We start from the raw sequence: 18881 nt of genomic DNA, 5'->3' as shown, positions 1-18881 counted from the left end.
GAAAGGCAAAGCCACAAAACAAGCCTCTGCAACGCGTATCGTCCATGCCTCAGGTCAAAGACGCATGTCACGATTAAGAGAGGATTATGGCCGCTATTTGATACGCCCGAACAGTCGCTCGATTTCGCTCCGCGTCAGCTTCAACCAGGTTGGACGACCATGAGAACAGGTATTGGCGCGGGGCGTGCGCTCCATTTCCCGCAGAAGAGCATCCATTTCTTCAGGTTTCAGGCGCCGCCCGGCCCGAATACTGCCATGACACGCCATGCGAGCCAGAATAGCGTCCAGCCGGTTGGAGAAGCTGTCCGTATTGCCAGCCTCAAGGTCTGGATCATTGGCCAGTTCATCCGCGACATCCCGCAGAAGGCCCTGAACATCCTTCGTCCCTAAAAGGGCGGGAACGGAGCGCAGCAATACGCTCCCCGGTCCGAAAGACTCCAGATCCATTCCCAGTCGGGACAGGTCTTCGGAACGTGCCAGCAGCGCCTCTGCCTCACGGCGGGGAAGGTCAATGACTTCCGGCAGAAGGAGCGCCTGCGAACGAAGCGCTCCACTGGCGTATTGTTCCCGCAGGCGCTCATGCGTCAGACGTTCATGCGCTGCGTGCTGATCCACAAGAACAAGATCACCATCCGGAGCGACCGCAATGACGTAGGTATCGAAAACCTGTGCGACGGAGGCCCCCAGCGGAAAGGCTGGGTCCAGATGTTCCGGAACAGACTGGGGAGGACGCGCGGCAGGGGTAAACCCGGCGTCCTGCTCTGCAAACCCTGAACGCTCAGTCTGCGGTAGCGGTGAAGTAGAAGGGCGGGAAAGTGAAGGAGCGGCAAAAGGGAGTGTGGCCGGAGCATCAGCGCGAACAGGCGGATTGACCGGCACGTCCAAACGGGGCGGATAGGAAATGGACGGACGCGAAGGACGGATGCCGAAGCTGGCATGAATACCACCGCCCCCGCTGGAACCATGCCCCAGGGCGCGGCCCAGTCCGCCGATCACCAGCGCCTTCACTTCCGCTTCGTCGGCAAAGCGCAGTTCCGTTTTGGCGGGATGGACGTTCACGTCCAGCCGTTCCAGCGGCACCTTGAGGTGGAGCGCCATCACGGGAAAGCGGCCACGCTCAATGACAGGACGATAGGCGACACGGATCGCCGTCCGGAGCATCGGGTCTGTCACCGGGCGGTGATTCACGAGAATGAACTGGCCCGATCCGGTCGCACGGGTTTTGGCCGGGCCGCAGGCAAAGCCGGACAGGCGGATATGGCCCCGCTCTTCGTCCAGCGGAATCAGTGTATCAGGCGTTGTATCGAGAATCGCAGCGGCCCGGGCAACCGGGCTTTGTTCTGGCAGATCGAACAGAAGCTTGTCGTCCAGAGTCACCCGCATGGCGCACTGCGGTGCGCTCAGAGCCAGACGCCGCATGACGGATTCGGCGTGACTGTTCTCGACGCGGGCGCTTTTAAGGAACTTCCGGCGGGCAGGTGTGGCGAAAAAGAGGTCTGTCACCACGATCCGCGTCCCGACAGGGCCGGAAGACGGCTGCGGTGGCGTGATGATGCCGCCATCGACACGGAGACACCATGCCGTATCGGACTCAGACGTGCGGGAGGTTATGGACAGCCGGGCACTGGCGCCGATGGAAGGGAGTGCTTCTCCACGGAACCCGAGCGTACGGATCTGGACAAGCCGTTCGTCCTGCAATTTGGAGGTACAGTGACGCTGAACAGCCATTTCCAGCTCTTCAGGCGTCATGCCGCAACCATTATCGGTCACGTCGATGCGGTCTGTGCCCCCTGCGCGCAAGGCGACGACAAGGCGGGTGGCCCCGGCATCAATGGCGTTTTCGACAAGCTCCTTGAGCGCTGCCGCAGGACGTTCGATGACTTCGCCGGCCGCAATCAGGTCAACGACATGACCTGAGAGGCGGCGGATAACAGGACGAAGAATTGACGATTTTTCAGACAGGACTGTGTCTCACGATCCTGAAGAGAAGGAGCGTGCTGCCTTACAGCACACCCAGAAAATGCGTGGCCTTTTTCTTGACCGTCGGTGTGGCGCCTGTAGCAGGATTGCGCCCCAGAGCCGAGTTCTCACGGATACGACGGTTTTCGGCGTCTCCATCCACAACAGAACCAGCCTGACCGCCCTTCCAGAACATCAGGTTATCAACGAAACCAGCGTCGGCTGCTCCGAGTTCCGCATTGTTCGGCGCATTGGAGGCCTTGTCCGCTTGACCAACCAGCGCGGACTGACCGCTGCTGTTCTCACCTGTAATCGGGTGGAGAGCCGTATCAGGCGAGAGGGTTTCCAGCGCCTGCATACGCGGGCTCTCGTCTGGACGATGTGCATCATCAGCGCCCGGAAGCTGCATCTTCTCTGAGGGCGGCATGGAGAGCGGTGCACGCGTCGTGACGGTGTATTCGTCCGGCATGTAGCGTTCCATGCCGAAGGCGCGCTCCAGATCACTCCCTGAGCAACCGGACAGCATCAGGCCAAATGAAGCGATTGCACCCATCTGTACGCTGAGACGGGCAACTGGGAGACGGTTACGGCGCATTGAGAGACCCTGGGACGCGATCATGATGGGATAGTCCTACAGTCCACGCCGCGTGGGGGCAAGCTCCGCTTGTTCAGCGCGGCTGACTGTTACGTTCAGCAAGAAGGGAGTCGATCAGCCAGACGGCTACGCCGCAGACGATACCGGCATCCGCCACGTTGAACACATACCAGGACCAGCCAAACGCATGCGCGTGCAGAAAGTCCACAACCGCGCCATAGCGCAGGCGGTCAATGACGTTACCGATGGCGCCACCAGCGATGGCGCCACAGGCTCCGGCTACCAGCGTGCGGCGGGTCTTCGTCATGGTCCAGACCAGCAATCCAACGGCCAGCAGCGAAACCGTGCAGAACACCAGCGGGCCTTTTCTACCCAGACCGCCGAACATCCCAAACGTCACGGCATGGTTCCAGACCATGGTGAAGTTCAGGAATGGCAGAATCTGGACGGACCCTTTCTCTGGCAAATTATAGCCGTAGAGAATCCAGTCCTTGCTGGCCTGATCCAGAACCAGGACCAGAACCAGCAGGGCGAGCCCAAGAACGAGCCGCCCCATGCGGCTCATACCTTCCTGCCAGAGGGACATCAGGCACTCACCACGCTGACGCAGCGGCGGCACAGGGCCGGATGCTCGGCATTTTCGCCAACATCAGGCAGAACCTTCCAGCAGCGGGCACATTTGTGGCCGGGCGCACGCTCAACCTGAGGGCCGCCATGGGCGGTTTCGCCGGGTAGAAGCTCGATCTCTGCATGGGAGGTGATGAGCAGTTCGGCCCAGTCGATCCCCGTGAGAGACGCGGCTTCTTCCTGCGAGATCGGCAAAGTGACACTGGCTTCAAGGGAAGCCCCGATCGTACCGTCACGACGCGCTGTTTCCAGCTCTGTCGTGACAAGGCGACGATAGGCGCGGATTTCGTCCCAGTTGGCGCCGAGTTCTGGATTGTTCCACTCAGCGTCCGGCTCGAAAAACTGCTCCAGATGGATACTGCTTTCTTCGCCGAAACGGGCGTTCCAAGCTTCTTCCGCTGTGAAGACCAGCACCGGAGCAAGCCATGTGCAGAGCGCGCGGTGCAGGATGTCCAGAACCGTGCGGGCCGCACGGCGCGTTGGGTCAGACGGCGCATCGCAGTAGATCGCGTCCTTGCGGATGTCGAAATAGAAGGCCGACAGATCTGTTGTGCAGAAACCGTGCAGCGCCGGGTAGACGCCGACCCACTGGTGCGTCTCAACTGCCTTGCTGATCAGGCCACGCAGTTCCGACAGGCGGTGCAGGATATACTGCTCAAGCGGCGGCATTTCGGCGTAAGGAACAGCTTCCTCTTCTGTGAAGCCATCCAACGCGCCCAGCAGCCAACGAAGCGTATTGCGCAGGCGGCGATAGAGTTCACCCTGCTGCTTGAGGATCTCGTTACCGATCCGCAGATCTTCGTTGGTGTCGGAGTTCAGAACCCACAACCGCAGAATGTCAGCGCCCAGCGAGTCCGTCACATCTGCCGGAGCAATGACGTTGCCGAGGGACTTGGACATCTTGCGGCCCTGCTCGTCCAGCACGAAGCCGTTCGTCACAACAGCCTTGTAAGGAGAGACGCCGCGTGTCCCGACACTTTCCAGCAGGGACGACTGGAACCAGCCGCGATGCTGATCAGAGCCTTCAAGATACAGGTCTGCCGGGAAGTTCAGGCCTTCCTGCCCCAGCGCGAACTGGTGTGATGAGCCGGATTCGAACCAGACATCCACGATATCAAAGACCTGCTCGTAATCTGCCGGATCACGGTTCGGGCCAAGGAAAACAGCGGGGTCCGTATCATACCAGACGTCCGCGCCCTTTTCGTTGAAGGCCTGGACGATACGGTCCATGACCTCGGCGTCACGCAGGACTTCACCGCTCCGCTTCTCAACGAACACGGCAATCGGCACGCCCCAGGCGCGCTGACGGGAGATGCACCAGTCAGGCCGCTGCTCGACCATGGAGGTCAGACGGCGACGAGCGGCTTCCGGGACGAAGGTGACGGGATCAAGCGCCTTGAGGGCTTTCTCGCGCAGCTTGGTTTCGCCATCCATCGCAATGAACCACTGGGGCGTGGCGCGGAAGATGATCGGAGCTTTGGAGCGCCAGGAATGCGGATAGGAATGACGGATCTTGCTGCGGGCCATAAGGCCAGTCGCAGGGGCGTCATCATGTTCGGCGGACTGACGGGCTTCCGTCAGCAGATCGCAGACCGGATCGGCGGCCTTGAAGACATGGATACCCTCGAGATGCGGCACCCATGAGGCGTAGCGACCGTCATCCTGCACCAGTTCCGGTACTTCGATGCCGAACTGGCGGCAGACGATAAAGTCATCCTGACCGTGCGACGGCGCCATGTGCACAAGGCCCGTACCAGCGTCTGTCGTGACAAAATCGCCCGGCAGCATCGGGACGTCATATTCGTAGCCACGGCCACGCAGCGGATGAGCGGCGATGGCGCCTTCTAGTGCGCTGCCGGGCAGCGTGTAGAGGATATGATGAGCGCTGATACCAGTTTCGGCACAGAACGCCTCAACGCGGTCTTCCGCGATCAGGAGACGAGCGCCCTGCGGCACGACGCTGGCTTCCGTGATCTCGTCAGCACGCAGAACCACATAGGTGATGTCCGGGCCGTAAGCGAGTGCACGATTGGCCGGAATGGTCCAGGGCGTTGTGGTCCAGATGACGGCTGACACGCCTTCCAGAGCATCGCCGGGGGTCGGGTCTTTCAGGATCGGAAACGCGACGAAGATCGTGGTGGAGTCGACGTCGTGGTATTCGATCTCGGCTTCGGCAAGGGCGGTCTTCTCAACCGGGCTCCACATGACGGGACGCAGACCACGATACAGACCGCCGTTCAGCAGAAACTTGCCGATTTCCGCAACGATTTTGGCTTCGGAGCTGAAGTCCATCGTGACGTAACGGTTAGCCCATTCCGCCTGAACGCCGATCCGTTTGAAGTCTTCCGCCTGCTTGCTCACCCATTCGGCGGCGTACTGGCGACATTCCGCGCGGAACTGGAGCAGGGGCACCTGATCCTTGTCCTTGCCGGCCTTGCGGTACTGTTCCTCGATCCGCCATTCGATCGGCAGACCATGACAGTCCCAGCCCGGCTGATAGCGGACTTCGAAACCAGACATACGATGCGCGCGGTTGATGACGTCTTTCATCACCTTGTTGAGCGCATGGCCAATGTGAATGTGCCCGTTGGCGTAGGGCGGTCCGTCATGCAGCGTGAAGACCGGGCGTCCCTTCCCTTCCTCACGGATCTTGCCGTCCAGGTCCATGGCGGCCCAGCGGGCCAGCGTTTCAGGCTCGCGCTTCGGCAGGCCGCCCCGCATAGGGAAGCTGGTGCGGGGCAGGAACACGGTGTCGCGATAGCGATCCTGCTGTTCTTTAAAGGTCGTATCGGACTTGTCGGACATGGGACGGGCCAACTTTGGTCATTCACACAAAATAAGGGGGACCATATGGAGATTGGGCGGGGATGCGGTCAAGTCTTCTCGAAGGAAACCCCTGCTTCCAAACAGCGGAAAGACGTCTTTATGTGTGCCGGAGACGCTTTTTCAGCAAATTTCACGGCGAATGCGGCAGTTCCGTGAAAAAACTTTCCGCTGGATTGTTTTGGCAGGGCCGTCATGGTGGGCTTCAAACCGTATTATTTCTGCGTTGAAAGCATTCTGATGAAAAGACTTTGGCTGGCCGCCCTTCTTTTTGCGGTTCCCATGCAGGCAATGGCTCAGGCGTCGCGCTGCCCCGCACCGGCCTCCGTCCCCCCAAAGTCTGAACTTCTGCACCTTCTGATGACAGCGCAGGATCGTGGCTTCCTCTGGAAAATCACGAAAGATGGCCATTCTTCCTGGCTCTATGGGACCATTCATGCCTCCCGGCAGGAATGGATGCTCCCTGGCCCCCTGACACGCATGGCCATGATGAAAAGTAATATCGTTGCGCTGGAACTGAATCTTCAGGACCCGGCAACGCTCGCGACGTTGCGCAAACCAGAAGATCCGGACCGCCTGCAACATCTGATCCAGACTGGGCGGAAAAAGAAGCTGGATGATCTGGCAGAAACGCTGTGCCTGCCAGTCGCCAATTTCTCGAAAACGGCTGTAGGGCTGGAGGCAGCCGGGTTGAGTACAGCCGTGGGGCGTGTGGACGGATACTATCCGGACTATGCTGCTGATCTTGTGATTCAGGGCATAGCAGGGGGCATGAAGAAAGATCTCATTGCGCTGGAAGAGGCCCAAACCCAACGCGATCTGGTCATTGCTGCCAATCAGGCCGATGAAGACGATTTCATTGATACCACCATCAAAAATATCTCTTCTGGCGAGGCTCGCACGGATGAGAAACGCATCGTCGAGATATGGGGACAAAGCGATATGGCACAGCTCCAGCACTACGATGCATGGTGCAAATGCCTTCGCACTCCAAAAGAGCGGGCCGAAACCAAGCGCCTTCTGGATGACCGGAACATTGAAATGGCACGGAAAATCCTGTCGCTGCACGAATCCGGGAAATCCCTGTTCGTTGCCGTTGGTTCCTTGCACATGGCGGGACCCAAAGGTCTTCCGGCTCTGCTAAAACAGGATGGTTTTGACATTCAGCAGGTTGTTCCAGCTGCGACTAATCCCAGTGCACTTTAGCCCGATGCCGGCTTTGCCAGACCTGATGCAGAGGATACACTGAGTTCGCAGTATTCTCTGCTTCGGCTGGCATGGGCGGGTTCGACATGAAGCGTGTTTTCAGAAAAGTTTTTCCGCTTCGGAAAGAGCCAACTCCCGTTCCGTCCCTGCCAGAAAATATTGAGGACATCCGGCAGAAAGCCCTGAAAGGGCATCATCTGGAAATTGTGCAGTGGGGGCAGGTGCTGCTGGACAGTGTGTATGTTCCGAAAGATCCCGCTGGCGCGCTGGAATGGTTTACGATTGCTGCAAAAGCAGGGTTTGGGCCGGGTCATAACATGCGAGGACGGTGCTTCCAGTTTGGATGGGGATGCGACCAGAATCTGACTGAAGCGGCACGTTGTTATGAAGAAGCCGCCAAAGCCGGGGATGAGTGGGGCCGATACAATCTGGGCATTCTGACCATGCGCGGGATCGGTCAGCCTCAGGATCTGCCTAAGGCACTTGATCTGTTCCGAACAGCAGCACAGAACGGCCATGCAAAGTCCATGAACCTGTATGCGCGCTTTCTGGAGGAGGGCTGGGTTGTATCGCAGGATCGTGCAGCGGCTCTGGACTGGTATCGGAAGTCCGCTGAAGGCGGGGATTACCGGGGACAGCATAATTTCGCGACGGCACTGGCGGATGCGGGTAAGATTGATGAGGCTCTGGACTGGTGGCGCAAGGCTGTTGTGGATGCCACGTCTGACATTCTGCTCGCGATGAACCAGAAGCTCGTTTTGTTAGGGGAAAAACGCGATAAGGCGCTGGAAAGCCGCGTTCAGAGACGGCTGCAGGAACTTGGTATTCCCGCGCCCTAACCGCTCGGTTGTCAGGCCGACATGAACCGACCTGATGTTTCGGATCAGTATGTGGCGGAAATATTCGCGAGGAACGAGCGACCGACAGACGGCGTCGCACGATCCGAAAAAAGATTGCTGTAGTTGAGACGGTTATCGAGGTTGTAACCGTTCATGGCGATACGCCAGTGCTTGCCAAAATTATGGGAAATGACAGCATCCCACTCCATCGTCGCAGGCACGCGCGCCGTATTGGCCGCGTTGAGCCATACCCCGTCACGCCATGTCAGACCACCGCCGAAGGTGAGATTCCAGGGCTTGTTGGGCGCGATTGTATAGGTGGACCAAATGGTCGCGGAGTTCTTGGGAGCATACTGGATCCGCTTGCCCACATTTGCTGCCGTCAGGGAACTGACGGTGGTCGCATCGTAGTAGGCGTAGGTGCCGATCATGGTCCAGTTCTTCAGGATCTCGCCTGAGACGCTGAGTTCGACGCCCTGATTGCGCTGGCTGTCGCTGGATGAGGAAACGGTGCCAGTAGAGGCGTCTGTCATGAGGGCGTTACCCTTTTCAAGGCGGAACACCGAAGCTGCGAATCCCATACGCCCCTGAAACGCATTATATTTGGCGCCGAGTTCATAAAGGCTGCTGCGCTCCGGGCTGAATCCCTGCGTGGAGGATTTCAGAGGCTCGGAACTGTTGGTCACATATAGGCCCATAGGGGTCGTGGATTGTGCCCAGTTGAAATAAACCATGATGTTACTGGTCGGCGTGTACATGAGGCTGACGGTCGGATTGAAAGTATCCTGCGTCTGCCCATAGGACACGCCTGCCCCGGTCGTTCCGCCGTTGGCTGAGTAGTGACTGTCCCAGTGATCCCAGCGGAAGCCGCCTCGTACGGAGAACCAGGACGTCAGCCAGATCTGGTCAGAGAAGAACGCGCCAACATCGGTGGCGTCACCTGTCTTGTACAGCGCATGTCCGACACCGGAAATATTGACGAGGTTTCCGCTATACTGGCCGACCGATCCAAGCAGCAAACCCGATTGTGTGGACGATGGGTGAAGCAGGCTTGTGGTGTCTTTCTGCGTGCCGTTCTGGCCATTGAAATTATAAGCCTGGTTCGTGCGCCGGTCATACACATGCTCGATATCCACACCGGCAATGATCTCGTGACGCAGGCGCCAGGTCGAGAACTTTGCGACACCGGAAAATACATCCTGCACGGACCAGTCATTCTGCTGATAAGGTTCTGGGCCGCCCAGATGTCCGCGACGATTGATCTGGGCCGCAGCCGGATTTGTGAAAAATTCAGCCGCGCAGGTCGTGTCGCAGCCCGGCTGGGAGGCTGAGAAATATCGACTGTACAATCCGCCGCGTAAATCATTGTACAGGGTGATATATTTGCTGAGATCGAACTTGAGGCGGCCGGTCAGCATGTCCACGTTCGAGACATCCTGATCATAACTCGTTCCATACCAGTTGTTTCGGTTCAGGCCATATTCTGTAGCGGGCTTCGCAATGGCTGTTCCCGGTTTTGTAATCACAGGAACGCCGTAATCCGGAATACGGTTATCGGTCTGGTGGAAATATTCGAGCGTAAACGTCGTTCGCTTTCCGAGGCCAAAGGCAATGGAGGGCGCTATGCCCCACCGGTGGGAATAAACATCGTTCCGGCCAACCGTATTGTTCTCGTTTCCCATGCCGGTAATGCGGATGGCTGTGGACTCACCAATTTGCTTGTTGAAATCGAGCGTTCCACGCGCATAGTCGCCAGATCCACCTGAAAGGCTGGCACCGTAGCTGTCCCCCAGATGCGCGACTTTTGTGGTGATATTGATGGCGCCGCCGGTCGTACCGTTGCCGAAGACTTCCGAAGATGGCCCCTTGATGACAGTGATATGGTCGTAATCGAAGCTATCGCGTGTATAAACGCCGAAATCACGCAATCCATTCTCGTAGATGTCGTTCTGGGCCTGAAAACCGCGGATCAGGAACTGGTCTCCCGCCATTCCGCCCTCGCCCTCTCCAACAGACGCTGTGATGCCCGGAACATTCCGCAGGGCTTCATCTAGGGATTTGACGTTCTGCTGCTCCATCAAGGCTTTGGGGACCACGTTGATGGTTTGCGGTGTATGCAGAACGTCCTGAGGCATGCGGCTGATGCCGACGGGCGATTGCAGAATGTTCATGGGAGAACCGACAACATGCAGATGCTCTGTCTCGGCAGCAACGGCTTCGATGCTGTTCGTCTGCGTGGAGACCGGCTTTTGCACAACGGGTTCAGGTTGGGTTTTCTGAGATGCAGGAGGCACAACAGCCTGATGGCGACGTCCTTGCGGATGCTTGACTTTATGATGTGGCGAACCGCTCTGGGCGTGGGCCGCAGAACAGACCAGAGTTAGGCTTGCCGCGAGGGAAACTGCCCCCAGAGGGCGGTTAGAGTGTTTCGAGGACATCGCATCAGGATCCTGTCGTGAGGATAAAAGCGATTTCCTTAGAGAGATAATGCGAATTATTCGCAATATGGAGAATGGCATTATTTACACATTAAATCATAATATAGAAATTAAGTGACATATTTGCCACGGAGGCTTGAGCTGAGTGGGAGAGCGCAAAAAAAGAAAGCCGCTCTCGAAATGAGAAGCGGCTTTCTGGAACAGTATCATGACGACGCGCAAATCAGGCGGATAGGAGAGCCCGAGCCTCCTCGACGTCCTGAGTGATCCGGGTTTTAAGTTCATCTAAACTGGAAAAACGCTTTTCTTCACGCAGCAGGGCGATCAGAGCAACGCTGAGAGTCTTGCCGTACAGGTCTTCTGAGAAGTCGAACAGATGTGCTTCCAGCCGGCTTTCCTGGCCATCATTGATCGTTGGCCGGCGGCCAAGATTGGCCACGCCAAGAATGATGCGTCCGTCAGGCAAGGTCACGCGAACCGCATAGACGCCCCGAGCGGGTTCAAGATGCTGCCCGAGAGGGATATTGGCCGTTGGGAAACCGAGAAGACGGCCTCTCTGGTCCCCGTGTATGACGGGACCGACAATGGACCAGGGTCTTCCCAGCTCCTGAGCTGCCCGTTCAGGATAGCCTTCCTGAAGCAACCGGCGGATTCTGCTGGAAGAAATGGGGCCACCTTCATCGGTAAGCTGAGGCACGATCGTCAGTCCCACCCCGTGGGGGGACAGAAGAGCTTCCAGAGTCTCCGTATTCCCTGTCCGGCGGTGCCCGAAAGCAAAATCCGCCCCGCAGGCAACATGCACAACACCCAGATGGCGGAGCAAAATATCCTCTACGAAGGCTTCGGCACTTAGATGTGAAAAAGCTTCATCGAACGGAATCTGGAAAACTTCAGAGACACCCTGCTCTTCCAGCGTCTGCGCCCGGACGGACGGGAGCATCAGGCGACAGGGAGGGTCCTGCGGACGGAACAGTTCTCTTGGGTGCGGGTCAAAAGTAACGACCGACAGCGGATGATCCGGGCGGGCAGCGCGGAGAGCGTGCAGCAGATGAACATGCCCGCGATGGACACCATCAAAATTGCCGAGGGCCGCGACTGTTCCGCGCGCGCTGTCTGGTATGGATCGCCAGTCCGTATGCAGGGTCATGTGGGGAGACTGAACTTCTGTGTGACGTCGTTCAGATCAGCCGCGTGAGGTACACCCTCGTAAGGGAAGGTTTTGTCCTGCGGGCGCACAAGCTGGCAGATCTGAAGTCCAGCCTCTTTCGCGGCGTCCAGTTCTGCGCCGATATCGGACAGGAAAAGAATTTCTTCTGGCTTCAAAGCGCAGGCTGTAGCGATTTTTGTATAGGACGCCGCATCTTTCTTGCCGCCTGTCGACAGATCGAAAAAACCGTCGAACAGAGACGTCAGATCGCCTTGTTCCGTATAGCCGTACAGAAGCTTCTGGGATGGAACGGAGCCCGAAGAATACACTGCCAGACGCTGGCCACCTTTGGACCATGCTTTCAGGGCTGGTGGCACGTCTTTGTAAAGATCCGCCCGGAGGGTGCCATCTTCGAAGCCCTGCCGCCATGTGATGCCCTGTAACGTCTTAAGCGGGGCGGCTTTCTCGTCCTTTGCCATCCAGTCCTGGCAGACCTTCAGCGGGTCCTCGCCGGGATGGGAGATCGCAATATCTGCCCGTGCGCCTACGACCTGCGGGTTCGTATGGTCTTCAATCAGGGCTGGAAGCGCTTTGGCCGCATAAGGGAACATGACATCCCGCACGAAAGAGATCGGCAGGGTTGTGCCTTCGATATCAAGCAGAACGAGACGGATCATGGTGGGCTTTCAGGAGACCGGTGAGACATCTGCGGGGAAGCGCTCAGCAATGTCGTCCCCAGTATATTTGGCAATCCAGCCGGTCGTATCAGTGAAGACACGCAGGGCGACCACATCAGGCGACGGGCCGGCATCGAACCAGTGCGGGATGCCTTCCGGCACTGAGATCAGGTCTCCGGCGGTGCACAGGACGGAATAGATCCGGCCATGAATATGAAGAACGAACGCGCCCTGACCGTGCACGAAGAAACGGACTTCATCTTCGCTATGCGTATGTTCGGAGACGAACTTCTGGCGCAGTTCCGGCAAATTGGGTGTGGAGGCGTTGATCCGTACGACGTCCGCACTGCCTGCGCCCGTCTCACCCATCAGGGTATCGAGATACGGGCGGTAGGCGGCCAGCACTTCATCCGTCGTCGCATCCTTGGGGGGCGTAACAGGTGCTGCCCAGCGTTCGAAACGGATGTTGTGCGGGCGCAGCGTCTCCGCAATTTCGCCGGGAGACGTTACGTCCAGAAGGATCGTGTCGGGGCTATCGTCCCGATAGACGGTCAGTCTGCTCATGGTTCAGCGTGCCTTCTGAAGACGGGCGAGATGACAGGCGAGCAGGAACTCCAGGCCCTCAAGACGTGCGAGAGCCGTGAACATGTCCTTGCCCCAGACGTAAACACCGTGTCCGCGGATCAGGTAGCCCAGACGCATTTCCGGCAGCTTCGGAGCAACAACTGTCGCAAGCCGGGCAATATCCTGATCGTTGTGAAACAGGGGCAGATCCAGGCTGGTCTCATGGGTCGTCTGGCCTTCAAAGACCTTTAGAACCTCATAACCTGCCAGTGTGATGGCGTTTGTTGGCTCATCCATGGACAGGATGGTGGCCGCGACGGAATGACCGTGCAGCACGGCACCGATTGATGGGTCATGCGCGTAGAGCTGGGTGTGCAGCAAAGTCTCTGCGCTGGCTCGGTTCGCGGGATCAAGCGGCACGCCTTCAGGGGTGATCTGAATCACGTCCTGTTCCGTCAGGAAGCCCTTGTGGCCGCCAGAACGTGTGATGGCGATGCGGCCATCGTCCAGACGCACGGACAGGTTGCCAGCCGTAGCCGGGACCCAGCCGCGCTGATCCATCCGTTGGCCTGCCCGGACAATTTTCCGGGCAGCCTCGGTCCATGCCGTATCAGACGTCGTGTTCAACATCAGACCTGCGTACGGTGCGTATCGCTGTTGGTGGTCGTCTGGCTGTAGCCGGGCGACTGGTTGGGGGGCGAGATGTGACCCGGCGGCTGGCTGTTTTCAGCCGGCGTCATGTTCTCGTCTTCGCCCATGTTCTTCTTGAAGGATTTGATTCCCTTCGCGAAGTCTCCCATCAGGCCGCTGATCTTTCCACCGCCGCCAAACACGACGAGCAGGACGACCGCCAGGATCAGCCAGTGAACGGGGCTCATGCTGCCCATAATGTATTACTCCGAAAAGCCAAGGCTACACCTTCATGTGGCAAGGCTTGGGCGTTTGTGCAAGCGTTCGCTCAGGACGCATCATCCGGACCGGAGGCCGAAACGAAGCCGTAGGTTGGATAGGCCCTGCGTCCGAGGCCGTGAATGGGTGCCCACCAGACACGAACGAGCGTCCAGTCATGATCGGGTGAAACATCCGTAATGGGAACATTGCGATCAATGCGTCCCGGTTCCCAGTTAGCATGATCCACAAGGATCGTACGTGAAGAAATCTGTCGTCGCACGATGGAAACGTGTCCGCTGGGTACGCGCGACGTCGCGCGGAAGACCAGAACCGAGCCCGCTATGGGACTATGACTGCGAGCGTAGTGCCCGGCGGACTGACGCCACCATGAGGCTGCGTCTCCCCGAAGCTGGAGGCCAGTTCGGGAGCGGGCATAAGGTGCACACTGGAGGGGACCATTGAAACTGGCGCGGCTGAATTCACGGCTTCCCCCACAGGCCGTGAGGGATAACAGCAGGCAGAGCGCAAGTTTCTTCACGGGCGGCTCCGGAATGCGATGATCCGGTCTTCTGCTTCCTCAGGGTCCATTTCAAGGGCTGCCTGCACGACATCTCGTGAAAAGCCATTACGGGCGAAGATTCCCATGACGCGCATCGGGTCTTCCTGCGGTCGGTCAGGACGAGAGAAAGGCCCAACACGACGCTTGCGCGCCAGAACGAGTGCTGCGGCGAGTTCGGCCTCATGGGCGGAATCGTCTGATCGTTCGCCCAGCGATTCGTTGAGCGCGTCCTGTGTCACGTTCTGATCGACGCCTTTGGTCGCCAGATGGGCAGCGACGGCACGGCGGGAACGTCCGGTGCGCGTCAGGTTCAGGGCGCGGGAACGTGCAAATCCGGCATCATCCACTGCGCCCAGTTCTGTCATGGCGGAGACGACATCATCTACGGCAGGACGCAGGGAAGCGATCGTAGCTTCAGCCTCTTCTTCAGGCAGACCGGCTCGAACAGCTCGTGTTGCCCAGCGGCGCAGACGCCGCTCCAGCATCTGGCGCAGGCCGTGTTCGGTTGTGGCGAAACGGGCCAGATGAGCCAGAGCCGTTTCACGCAACACCTTGAAATCGGGAGCGGTTGGAATGTCCTCCATAGAGAGGGAGTATGCTGCCAAGTAGGCATTTACGGCAAGATCGGATGAGGCCATCATCGCTTTATGAGCAACTCTTTTTCAGCCCGTCTCGAGGCGGCCGTCTCCGCCATTCCTGCCCGCTATCCCGGCCCCGGCGGCGCTGTTGCCGTTGTAAAGGACGGCGAAGTTCTGGTGCGCCACACCTGGGGATACGCCAATGCGGAGCGGCGGCTTCCGTTCACGCCCTCCACCCTGTTCCGCATGTGCTCGATCACCAAGCAGTTTACCTGCGGTGTGATGCTGGATCTTTTTCAGGACCCCACGGAACTTGATGGCGATGTGGATGACCGCCTGCCCCAGCTTGATGAGCCTGCTCCGGGCGCCCTGCATCTGGCACATAACCAGTCAGGCCTGCGGGATTACTGGGCCGTGGCGATGCTGCATGGAGCCCCGATTGAAGGAGACTTCGGAGACCGGGAAGCGCGTCGCGTCATTGATGGAACACGCACACTCCAGTTTCAGCCGGGCACGTCCTACTCCTATGTGAACCAGAACTTCCGCCTGCTGTCGGACATTTTGGAAGACCGGACGGGACGGAGCTTTGCGGAACTGCTTCAGACGTCCGTGTTCAATCCTGCCGGTATGGAACGCGCCATTCTGGCGGCCGAGACCCGCGCCATGCCAGACGGGACGGTCGGCTATGAAGGCACTGTTGAAAGCGGCTTCCGACCGGCGATCAACAATGTTCTATGGACAGGCGATGCCGGACTTGGTGCCTCGCTGGATGACATGATTGCCTGGGAGCGCTTCATTGACGCTACCCGTGACGATCCGGAAGGGCTTTACAATCGCCTGACAAGTCCGGTGACCTTTCTGGATGGTACAGCTGCTCCCTATGGTTTTGGACTACAACGCACCTCCATGTTCGGGCGGGATATGACGATGCATGGCGGTGCCCTGCGAGGCTGGCGTTCGCATCGTCTGCATGTGGCATCGGAGCGACTGTCCGTGGTGGTGATGTTCAATCACATGGCACCCGCTCAAGTAGCCGCGGCACAGATTCTGGCTGCAGCTCTTGGCGTTCCTTATGAGGCGGAGCGGACGACCCAGCAGCCACTTGAACTTTACGGGACGTATCTTGAGCAGGAAACGGGCCTGTCTGCCCGAATCGAACCAGCACCGGGTGGTGCGCAGCTTCGCTATCTGATGGTTCCTGAAATGCTGGAAGGCGTTGCTCCTTCACGGGCAGAAACGCAGACCGTCCGTGTGGTGCGTCAGGGCGACGAAGTTCGCATGGAGCGTCCCGGTGAGAACCGGGTCGGTATTCTAACGGCGTGTGATGAAACGCCGGGCGAGGATGTTGACGCTCTTGAAGGTGTCTATCGCTGCGAAGAGCTGGATGAGGCAGAAGTCACCATCACACTGACAAATGGTGTCGTTTATGGCGGTTTTTCAGGTATTCTCGGCAATGGACGTATGGAGCCACTCCAAAGGCTGGCGAAGGATGTGTGGGTTCTGCCCTGCCCGCGCGCTCTGGATCATACCGCCCCGGGAGACTGGACGCTGGCCTTCGAGCGGGATGCGGCAGGTGTAAATGCGCTTCGCGTTGGGTGCTGGCTGGCCCGGGATCTCGTTTACAGGCGTGCCTGAAGCCGTTCTTTCCCCGCAAGGGGTTTGACGGATTGCATTTCTGCCGCACAGTATGTGTCTGCGGAATCTTTGGCCCTGCCCCGGGCGACCGGGGCAGGGTTTTCCGATTCTGCAGCTTTTCATTCACCCCGATTCAGGATCGTCGATCATCATGATCTCCGCCCTCATGCCCAATTACAAACGTGCCGACCTTGCTTTCGAGCAGGGCGAAGGCGTCTGGCTGACGGCATCGGACGGGCGACGATATCTGGATTTCGGGGCTGGCATTGCCGTCTCCTCGCTTGGCCATGGACATCCGAAGCTGGTGAAGACCATCGCGGATCAGGCTGCGAAGGTCATGCATGTCTCGAATCTTTATCGCATTCCACAGGCTGAAAAACTGGCGGATCTTCTGGTGAAGAATTCGTTCGCGGACTCTGTCCTGTTCTGCAACTCGGGGGCCGAAGCCAACGAAGGCATGGTGAAGATGATTCGCCGCGCCCAGTTTGAGAACGGCCATCCGGAACGGACGCGTATTCTGTGCTTTGACGGCGCTTTCCATGGCCGGACGCTGGCCATGATTTCCGCGACAGGCAACCCTGCCTATCAGAAGGGTTTTGGCCCTGTTGTGGAAGGTTTCGACCACGCGCCGTTCAATAACACAAATACGCTGCGGGCAGCCATCACACCAGAGACGGCTGGTATTATCGTCGAGCCCATTCAGGGTGAGAGCGGCATCAAGCCGGCGACGGAAGTCTTCATGAAGGCCCTGCGTGCAGTTTGTGATGAACACGGCATCTATCTGGGCTTTGATGAGGTTCAGACCGGTGTTGGCCGGACGGGCAAGCTGTTCGCACATGAATGGTATGGCATCAAACCGGACGTCATTTCGATTGCCAAGGGCATTGGTGGCGGCTTCCCGCTTGGGGCTGTTCTGGCGACGGAAGAACTGGCCAAACACCTGACGCCGGGCTCTCACGGCACGACGTTTGGCGGCAATCCTTTGGCCTGCGCGGCCGGGACAACCGTTCTTGAAGAAGTCCTCAGCCCTGGTTTTCTGAACCACGTTCAGAGCGTTGGAGAAACATTTGGCGCCCTGCTCCAGGACGTTGTGAAACGCTCTTCCGGGGTGTTTGACGATGTGCGCGGCATGGGACTGATGCGTGGGCTGCACTGTGTTCCCCCGGTCGGTGAGGTCATGCCGTTTGTAACGGCGGCTGGTCTTTTGACGGTTGGAGCGGGGGACAATGTTCTGCGTCTTGTGCCGCCGCTGATCGTGACGGAAGAAGACTGCAAAATTGCGTGCAACAAACTGATTGAGGCAGCCGAAGCCTTTGTGGTTGCCGGGAAACTGGAACAGGAGACAGTGTCGTGAGTCTGGCTATCGCCCCCCGGACGGTTGGAACGGAACAGCAGATGCCACGGCATTTTCTTGATATTCGGGATTTTAGCGGAGACGTTATTCGGCAGATTATTGATCTGTCGGCACGCGTCAAAGCCTTGCAGAACAATCGTGCACGCCCCCTTCATCCCGAACGTCCACTGGAAGGTCGGACCTTGGGCCTGATGCTCGCACAGCCTTCCACCCGGACGCGTGTGTCGTTCGAAGTCGGAATGGGTCAGCTTGGCGGACAGGTTTCGGTGCTGTCCCCAGGGGACATGCAACTTGGGCGTGGTGAAACCATTGCGGATACTGCACGGGTTCTGTCGCGCTTTCTGGATGTGATTGTTCTGCGAACGGGCAAGGATGAAAACCTGCGCGAACTGGCAAAGTGGAGCACGGTTCCAGTCATCAACGGGCTGACGCCGGTGTCCCATCCGATCCAGATTCTAGCGGATGTTCTGACCTTTGAAGAGCATCGCGGACCGATTACCGGCAAGACGCTGTCCTGGATTGGCGATGGCAACAATGTTGCGACCTCGCTGATGGAAGCTGCGGCTCTGCTGAAATTCAATGTGCGTCTGGCAACACCCACCGGGTTTGCACCCAGTGAGCGTGCAGTACGGTGGGCGCGCGAAAATGGCGCATCCATCGAAATCTTCCATGATCCGGCTGAAGCCGTTGCCGGAGCCGATGCTGTTCTGACGGACACCTGGGTCAGCATGGGGGACAAGGACCGCGAGGAACGCCTTGAAGCCTTCCGCCCGTACCAGGTGGATGCTGCCCTTATGGCGAAAGCTGCGCCTGAGGCCCTGTTCCTTCACTGCCTCCCTGCCCATATCGGGGAGGAAGTGACGGCGGATGTTTTCGAAAGCCCGGCGTCTGTTGTTTTTGATGAAGCGGAAAACCGGCTTCATACGCAGAAGGGCCTGCTTCTCTGGGCTCTTGGGAGAGAAAACGGGTGATCGATACACCTCCATTTC

17 protein-coding genes are annotated in these 18881 nt (G+C 58.5%); 5 read left to right on the top strand and 12 right to left on the bottom strand.

Going from position 1 to position 18881, the window contains the following annotated elements; translation table 11 throughout:
* Positions 1 to 93: 93 nt before the first annotated feature.
* The 4 genes from mutL to ileS are packed head-to-tail and all read right to left on the bottom strand — an operon-like array spanning position 94 to position 5986.
* Positions 94 to 1962, bottom strand: a complete 1869-nt coding sequence (gene mutL, locus J4P41_RS10630; protein ID WP_426067161.1) for a DNA mismatch repair endonuclease MutL — start codon at positions 1960 to 1962, stop codon at positions 94 to 96.
* 40 nt (positions 1963 to 2002) lie between these two features.
* Positions 2003 to 2578: a DUF3035 domain-containing protein gene (locus tag J4P41_RS10625; RefSeq protein ID WP_426067110.1), complete on the bottom strand. Its 576-nt coding sequence runs from the start codon at positions 2576 to 2578 to the stop codon at positions 2003 to 2005.
* Between the two features lie 49 nt (positions 2579 to 2627).
* Positions 2628 to 3140: a signal peptidase II gene (gene lspA / locus J4P41_RS10620; RefSeq protein ID WP_211569186.1), complete on the bottom strand. Its 513-nt coding sequence runs from the start codon at positions 3138 to 3140 to the stop codon at positions 2628 to 2630.
* The gene (gene ileS / locus J4P41_RS10615; RefSeq protein WP_426067109.1) at positions 3140 to 5986 is read right to left on the bottom strand and encodes an isoleucine--tRNA ligase; all 2847 of its coding nucleotides are present in this window, start codon (positions 5984 to 5986) and stop codon (positions 3140 to 3142) included. Before ileS ends, lspA begins: the two co-directional genes overlap by 1 nt.
* 258 nt (positions 5987 to 6244) lie before the next feature.
* Here ileS and J4P41_RS10610 point away from each other — a divergent pair, with 258 nt between their 5' ends.
* Together J4P41_RS10610 and J4P41_RS10605 are read left to right on the top strand one after the other, a co-directional pair.
* Entirely contained in the window at positions 6245 to 7210 is a 966-nt protein-coding gene (locus J4P41_RS10610) for a TraB/GumN family protein (RefSeq protein ID WP_062504136.1), read from the top strand.
* 86 nt (positions 7211 to 7296) lie between these two features.
* On the top strand, positions 7297 to 8049 hold the full coding sequence (locus J4P41_RS10605; RefSeq protein WP_426067108.1) for a tetratricopeptide repeat protein: 753 nt from the start codon (positions 7297 to 7299) through the stop codon (positions 8047 to 8049).
* A 44-nt stretch (positions 8050 to 8093) separates the two neighbouring features.
* Here the strand turns inward: J4P41_RS10605 and J4P41_RS10600 are convergent, their stop codons facing one another.
* The 8 genes from J4P41_RS10600 to J4P41_RS10565 all read right to left on the bottom strand — a co-directional run bounded on the left by J4P41_RS10600 (position 8094) and on the right by J4P41_RS10565 (position 14909).
* A complete protein-coding gene (locus J4P41_RS10600; RefSeq protein ID WP_426067107.1) occupies positions 8094 to 10487 on the bottom strand; it encodes a TonB-dependent receptor in 2394 nt (797 codons plus the stop codon).
* 223 nt (positions 10488 to 10710) lie between these two features.
* The gene (locus J4P41_RS10595; RefSeq protein ID WP_426067106.1) at positions 10711 to 11634 is read right to left on the bottom strand and encodes a bifunctional riboflavin kinase/FAD synthetase; all 924 of its coding nucleotides are present in this window, start codon (positions 11632 to 11634) and stop codon (positions 10711 to 10713) included.
* Positions 11631 to 12311 (bottom strand): acireductone synthase, encoded by a 681-nt coding sequence (gene mtnC, locus J4P41_RS10590; RefSeq protein ID WP_426067105.1) that lies wholly within the window; start codon positions 12309 to 12311, stop codon positions 11631 to 11633. The genes J4P41_RS10595 and mtnC overlap by 4 nt, the downstream gene beginning before the upstream one ends.
* 9 nt (positions 12312 to 12320) lie before the next feature.
* Positions 12321 to 12875 (bottom strand): 1,2-dihydroxy-3-keto-5-methylthiopentene dioxygenase, encoded by a 555-nt coding sequence (locus J4P41_RS10585; protein ID WP_426067104.1) that lies wholly within the window; start codon positions 12873 to 12875, stop codon positions 12321 to 12323.
* A gap of 3 nt (positions 12876 to 12878) precedes the next feature.
* Positions 12879 to 13505, bottom strand: coding sequence for a methylthioribulose 1-phosphate dehydratase (locus tag J4P41_RS10580; RefSeq protein WP_023944516.1), 627 nt, complete (start codon positions 13503 to 13505; stop codon positions 12879 to 12881).
* Entirely contained in the window at positions 13505 to 13762 is a 258-nt protein-coding gene (locus J4P41_RS10575; RefSeq protein WP_023944515.1) for a twin-arginine translocase TatA/TatE family subunit, read from the bottom strand. The genes J4P41_RS10580 and J4P41_RS10575 overlap by 1 nt, the downstream gene beginning before the upstream one ends.
* A 71-nt stretch (positions 13763 to 13833) precedes the next feature.
* Positions 13834 to 14304, bottom strand: coding sequence for a CHAP domain-containing protein (locus tag J4P41_RS10570; RefSeq protein WP_061930569.1), 471 nt, complete (start codon positions 14302 to 14304; stop codon positions 13834 to 13836).
* On the bottom strand, positions 14301 to 14909 hold the full coding sequence (locus tag J4P41_RS10565) for a regulatory protein RecX (protein ID WP_426067160.1): 609 nt from the start codon (positions 14907 to 14909) through the stop codon (positions 14301 to 14303). The genes J4P41_RS10570 and J4P41_RS10565 overlap by 4 nt, the downstream gene beginning before the upstream one ends.
* A gap of 63 nt (positions 14910 to 14972) precedes the next feature.
* On the opposite strand from J4P41_RS10565, the gene J4P41_RS10560 reads away from it, so the two are divergent.
* The 3 genes from J4P41_RS10560 to argF all read left to right on the top strand — a co-directional run bounded on the left by J4P41_RS10560 (position 14973) and on the right by argF (position 18863).
* On the top strand, positions 14973 to 16538 hold the full coding sequence (locus J4P41_RS10560) for a D-aminopeptidase (RefSeq protein ID WP_426067103.1): 1566 nt from the start codon (positions 14973 to 14975) through the stop codon (positions 16536 to 16538).
* A 151-nt stretch (positions 16539 to 16689) separates the two neighbouring features.
* Positions 16690 to 17892 carry an aspartate aminotransferase family protein gene (locus J4P41_RS10555; protein WP_426067102.1) on the top strand — a complete coding sequence of 401 codons (1203 nt, stop codon included), beginning with the start codon at positions 16690 to 16692 and terminating at the stop codon, positions 17890 to 17892.
* A 41-nt stretch (positions 17893 to 17933) separates the two neighbouring features.
* The gene (gene argF / locus J4P41_RS10550; protein WP_426067159.1) at positions 17934 to 18863 is read left to right on the top strand and encodes an ornithine carbamoyltransferase; all 930 of its coding nucleotides are present in this window, start codon (positions 17934 to 17936) and stop codon (positions 18861 to 18863) included.
* The last annotated feature ends 18 nt before the right edge of the window (positions 18864 to 18881 follow it).

The sequence above is a fragment of the Gluconobacter sp. NFX36 genome (assembly GCF_049887835.1).
Classification (GTDB): Bacteria; Pseudomonadota; Alphaproteobacteria; order Acetobacterales; family Acetobacteraceae; genus Gluconobacter; species Gluconobacter japonicus_A.
Note: the sequence above shows the minus strand (reverse complement) of the source record. Positions and strands in the feature narration are given on the sequence as shown.

Coding starts and splice junctions, on each gene's coding strand:
- J4P41_RS10580 (WP_023944516.1), bottom strand. CDS start 13,505: ATGTTGAACACGACGTCTGATACGGCATGGACCGAGGCTGCCCGGAAA.
- J4P41_RS10555 (WP_426067102.1), top strand. CDS start 16,690: ATGATCTCCGCCCTCATGCCCAATTACAAACGTGCCGACCTTGCTTTC.
- J4P41_RS10575 (WP_023944515.1), bottom strand. CDS start 13,762: ATGGGCAGCATGAGCCCCGTTCACTGGCTGATCCTGGCGGTCGTCCTG.
- lspA (WP_211569186.1), bottom strand. CDS start 3,140: ATGTCCCTCTGGCAGGAAGGTATGAGCCGCATGGGGCGGCTCGTTCTT.
- argF (WP_426067159.1), top strand. CDS start 17,934: ATGCCACGGCATTTTCTTGATATTCGGGATTTTAGCGGAGACGTTATT.
- J4P41_RS10595 (WP_426067106.1), bottom strand. CDS start 11,634: ATGACCCTGCATACGGACTGGCGATCCATACCAGACAGCGCGCGCGGA.
- J4P41_RS10625 (WP_426067110.1), bottom strand. CDS start 2,578: ATGATCGCGTCCCAGGGTCTCTCAATGCGCCGTAACCGTCTCCCAGTT.
- J4P41_RS10560 (WP_426067103.1), top strand. CDS start 14,973: ATGAGCAACTCTTTTTCAGCCCGTCTCGAGGCGGCCGTCTCCGCCATT.
- J4P41_RS10585 (WP_426067104.1), bottom strand. CDS start 12,875: ATGAGCAGACTGACCGTCTATCGGGACGATAGCCCCGACACGATCCTT.
- J4P41_RS10600 (WP_426067107.1), bottom strand. CDS start 10,487: ATGTCCTCGAAACACTCTAACCGCCCTCTGGGGGCAGTTTCCCTCGCG.
- mtnC (WP_426067105.1), bottom strand. CDS start 12,311: ATGATCCGTCTCGTTCTGCTTGATATCGAAGGCACAACCCTGCCGATC.
- ileS (WP_426067109.1), bottom strand. CDS start 5,986: ATGTCCGACAAGTCCGATACGACCTTTAAAGAACAGCAGGATCGCTAT.
- J4P41_RS10605 (WP_426067108.1), top strand. CDS start 7,297: ATGAAGCGTGTTTTCAGAAAAGTTTTTCCGCTTCGGAAAGAGCCAACT.
- J4P41_RS10565 (WP_426067160.1), bottom strand. CDS start 14,909: ATGGAGGACATTCCAACCGCTCCCGATTTCAAGGTGTTGCGTGAAACG.
- J4P41_RS10610 (WP_062504136.1), top strand. CDS start 6,245: ATGAAAAGACTTTGGCTGGCCGCCCTTCTTTTTGCGGTTCCCATGCAG.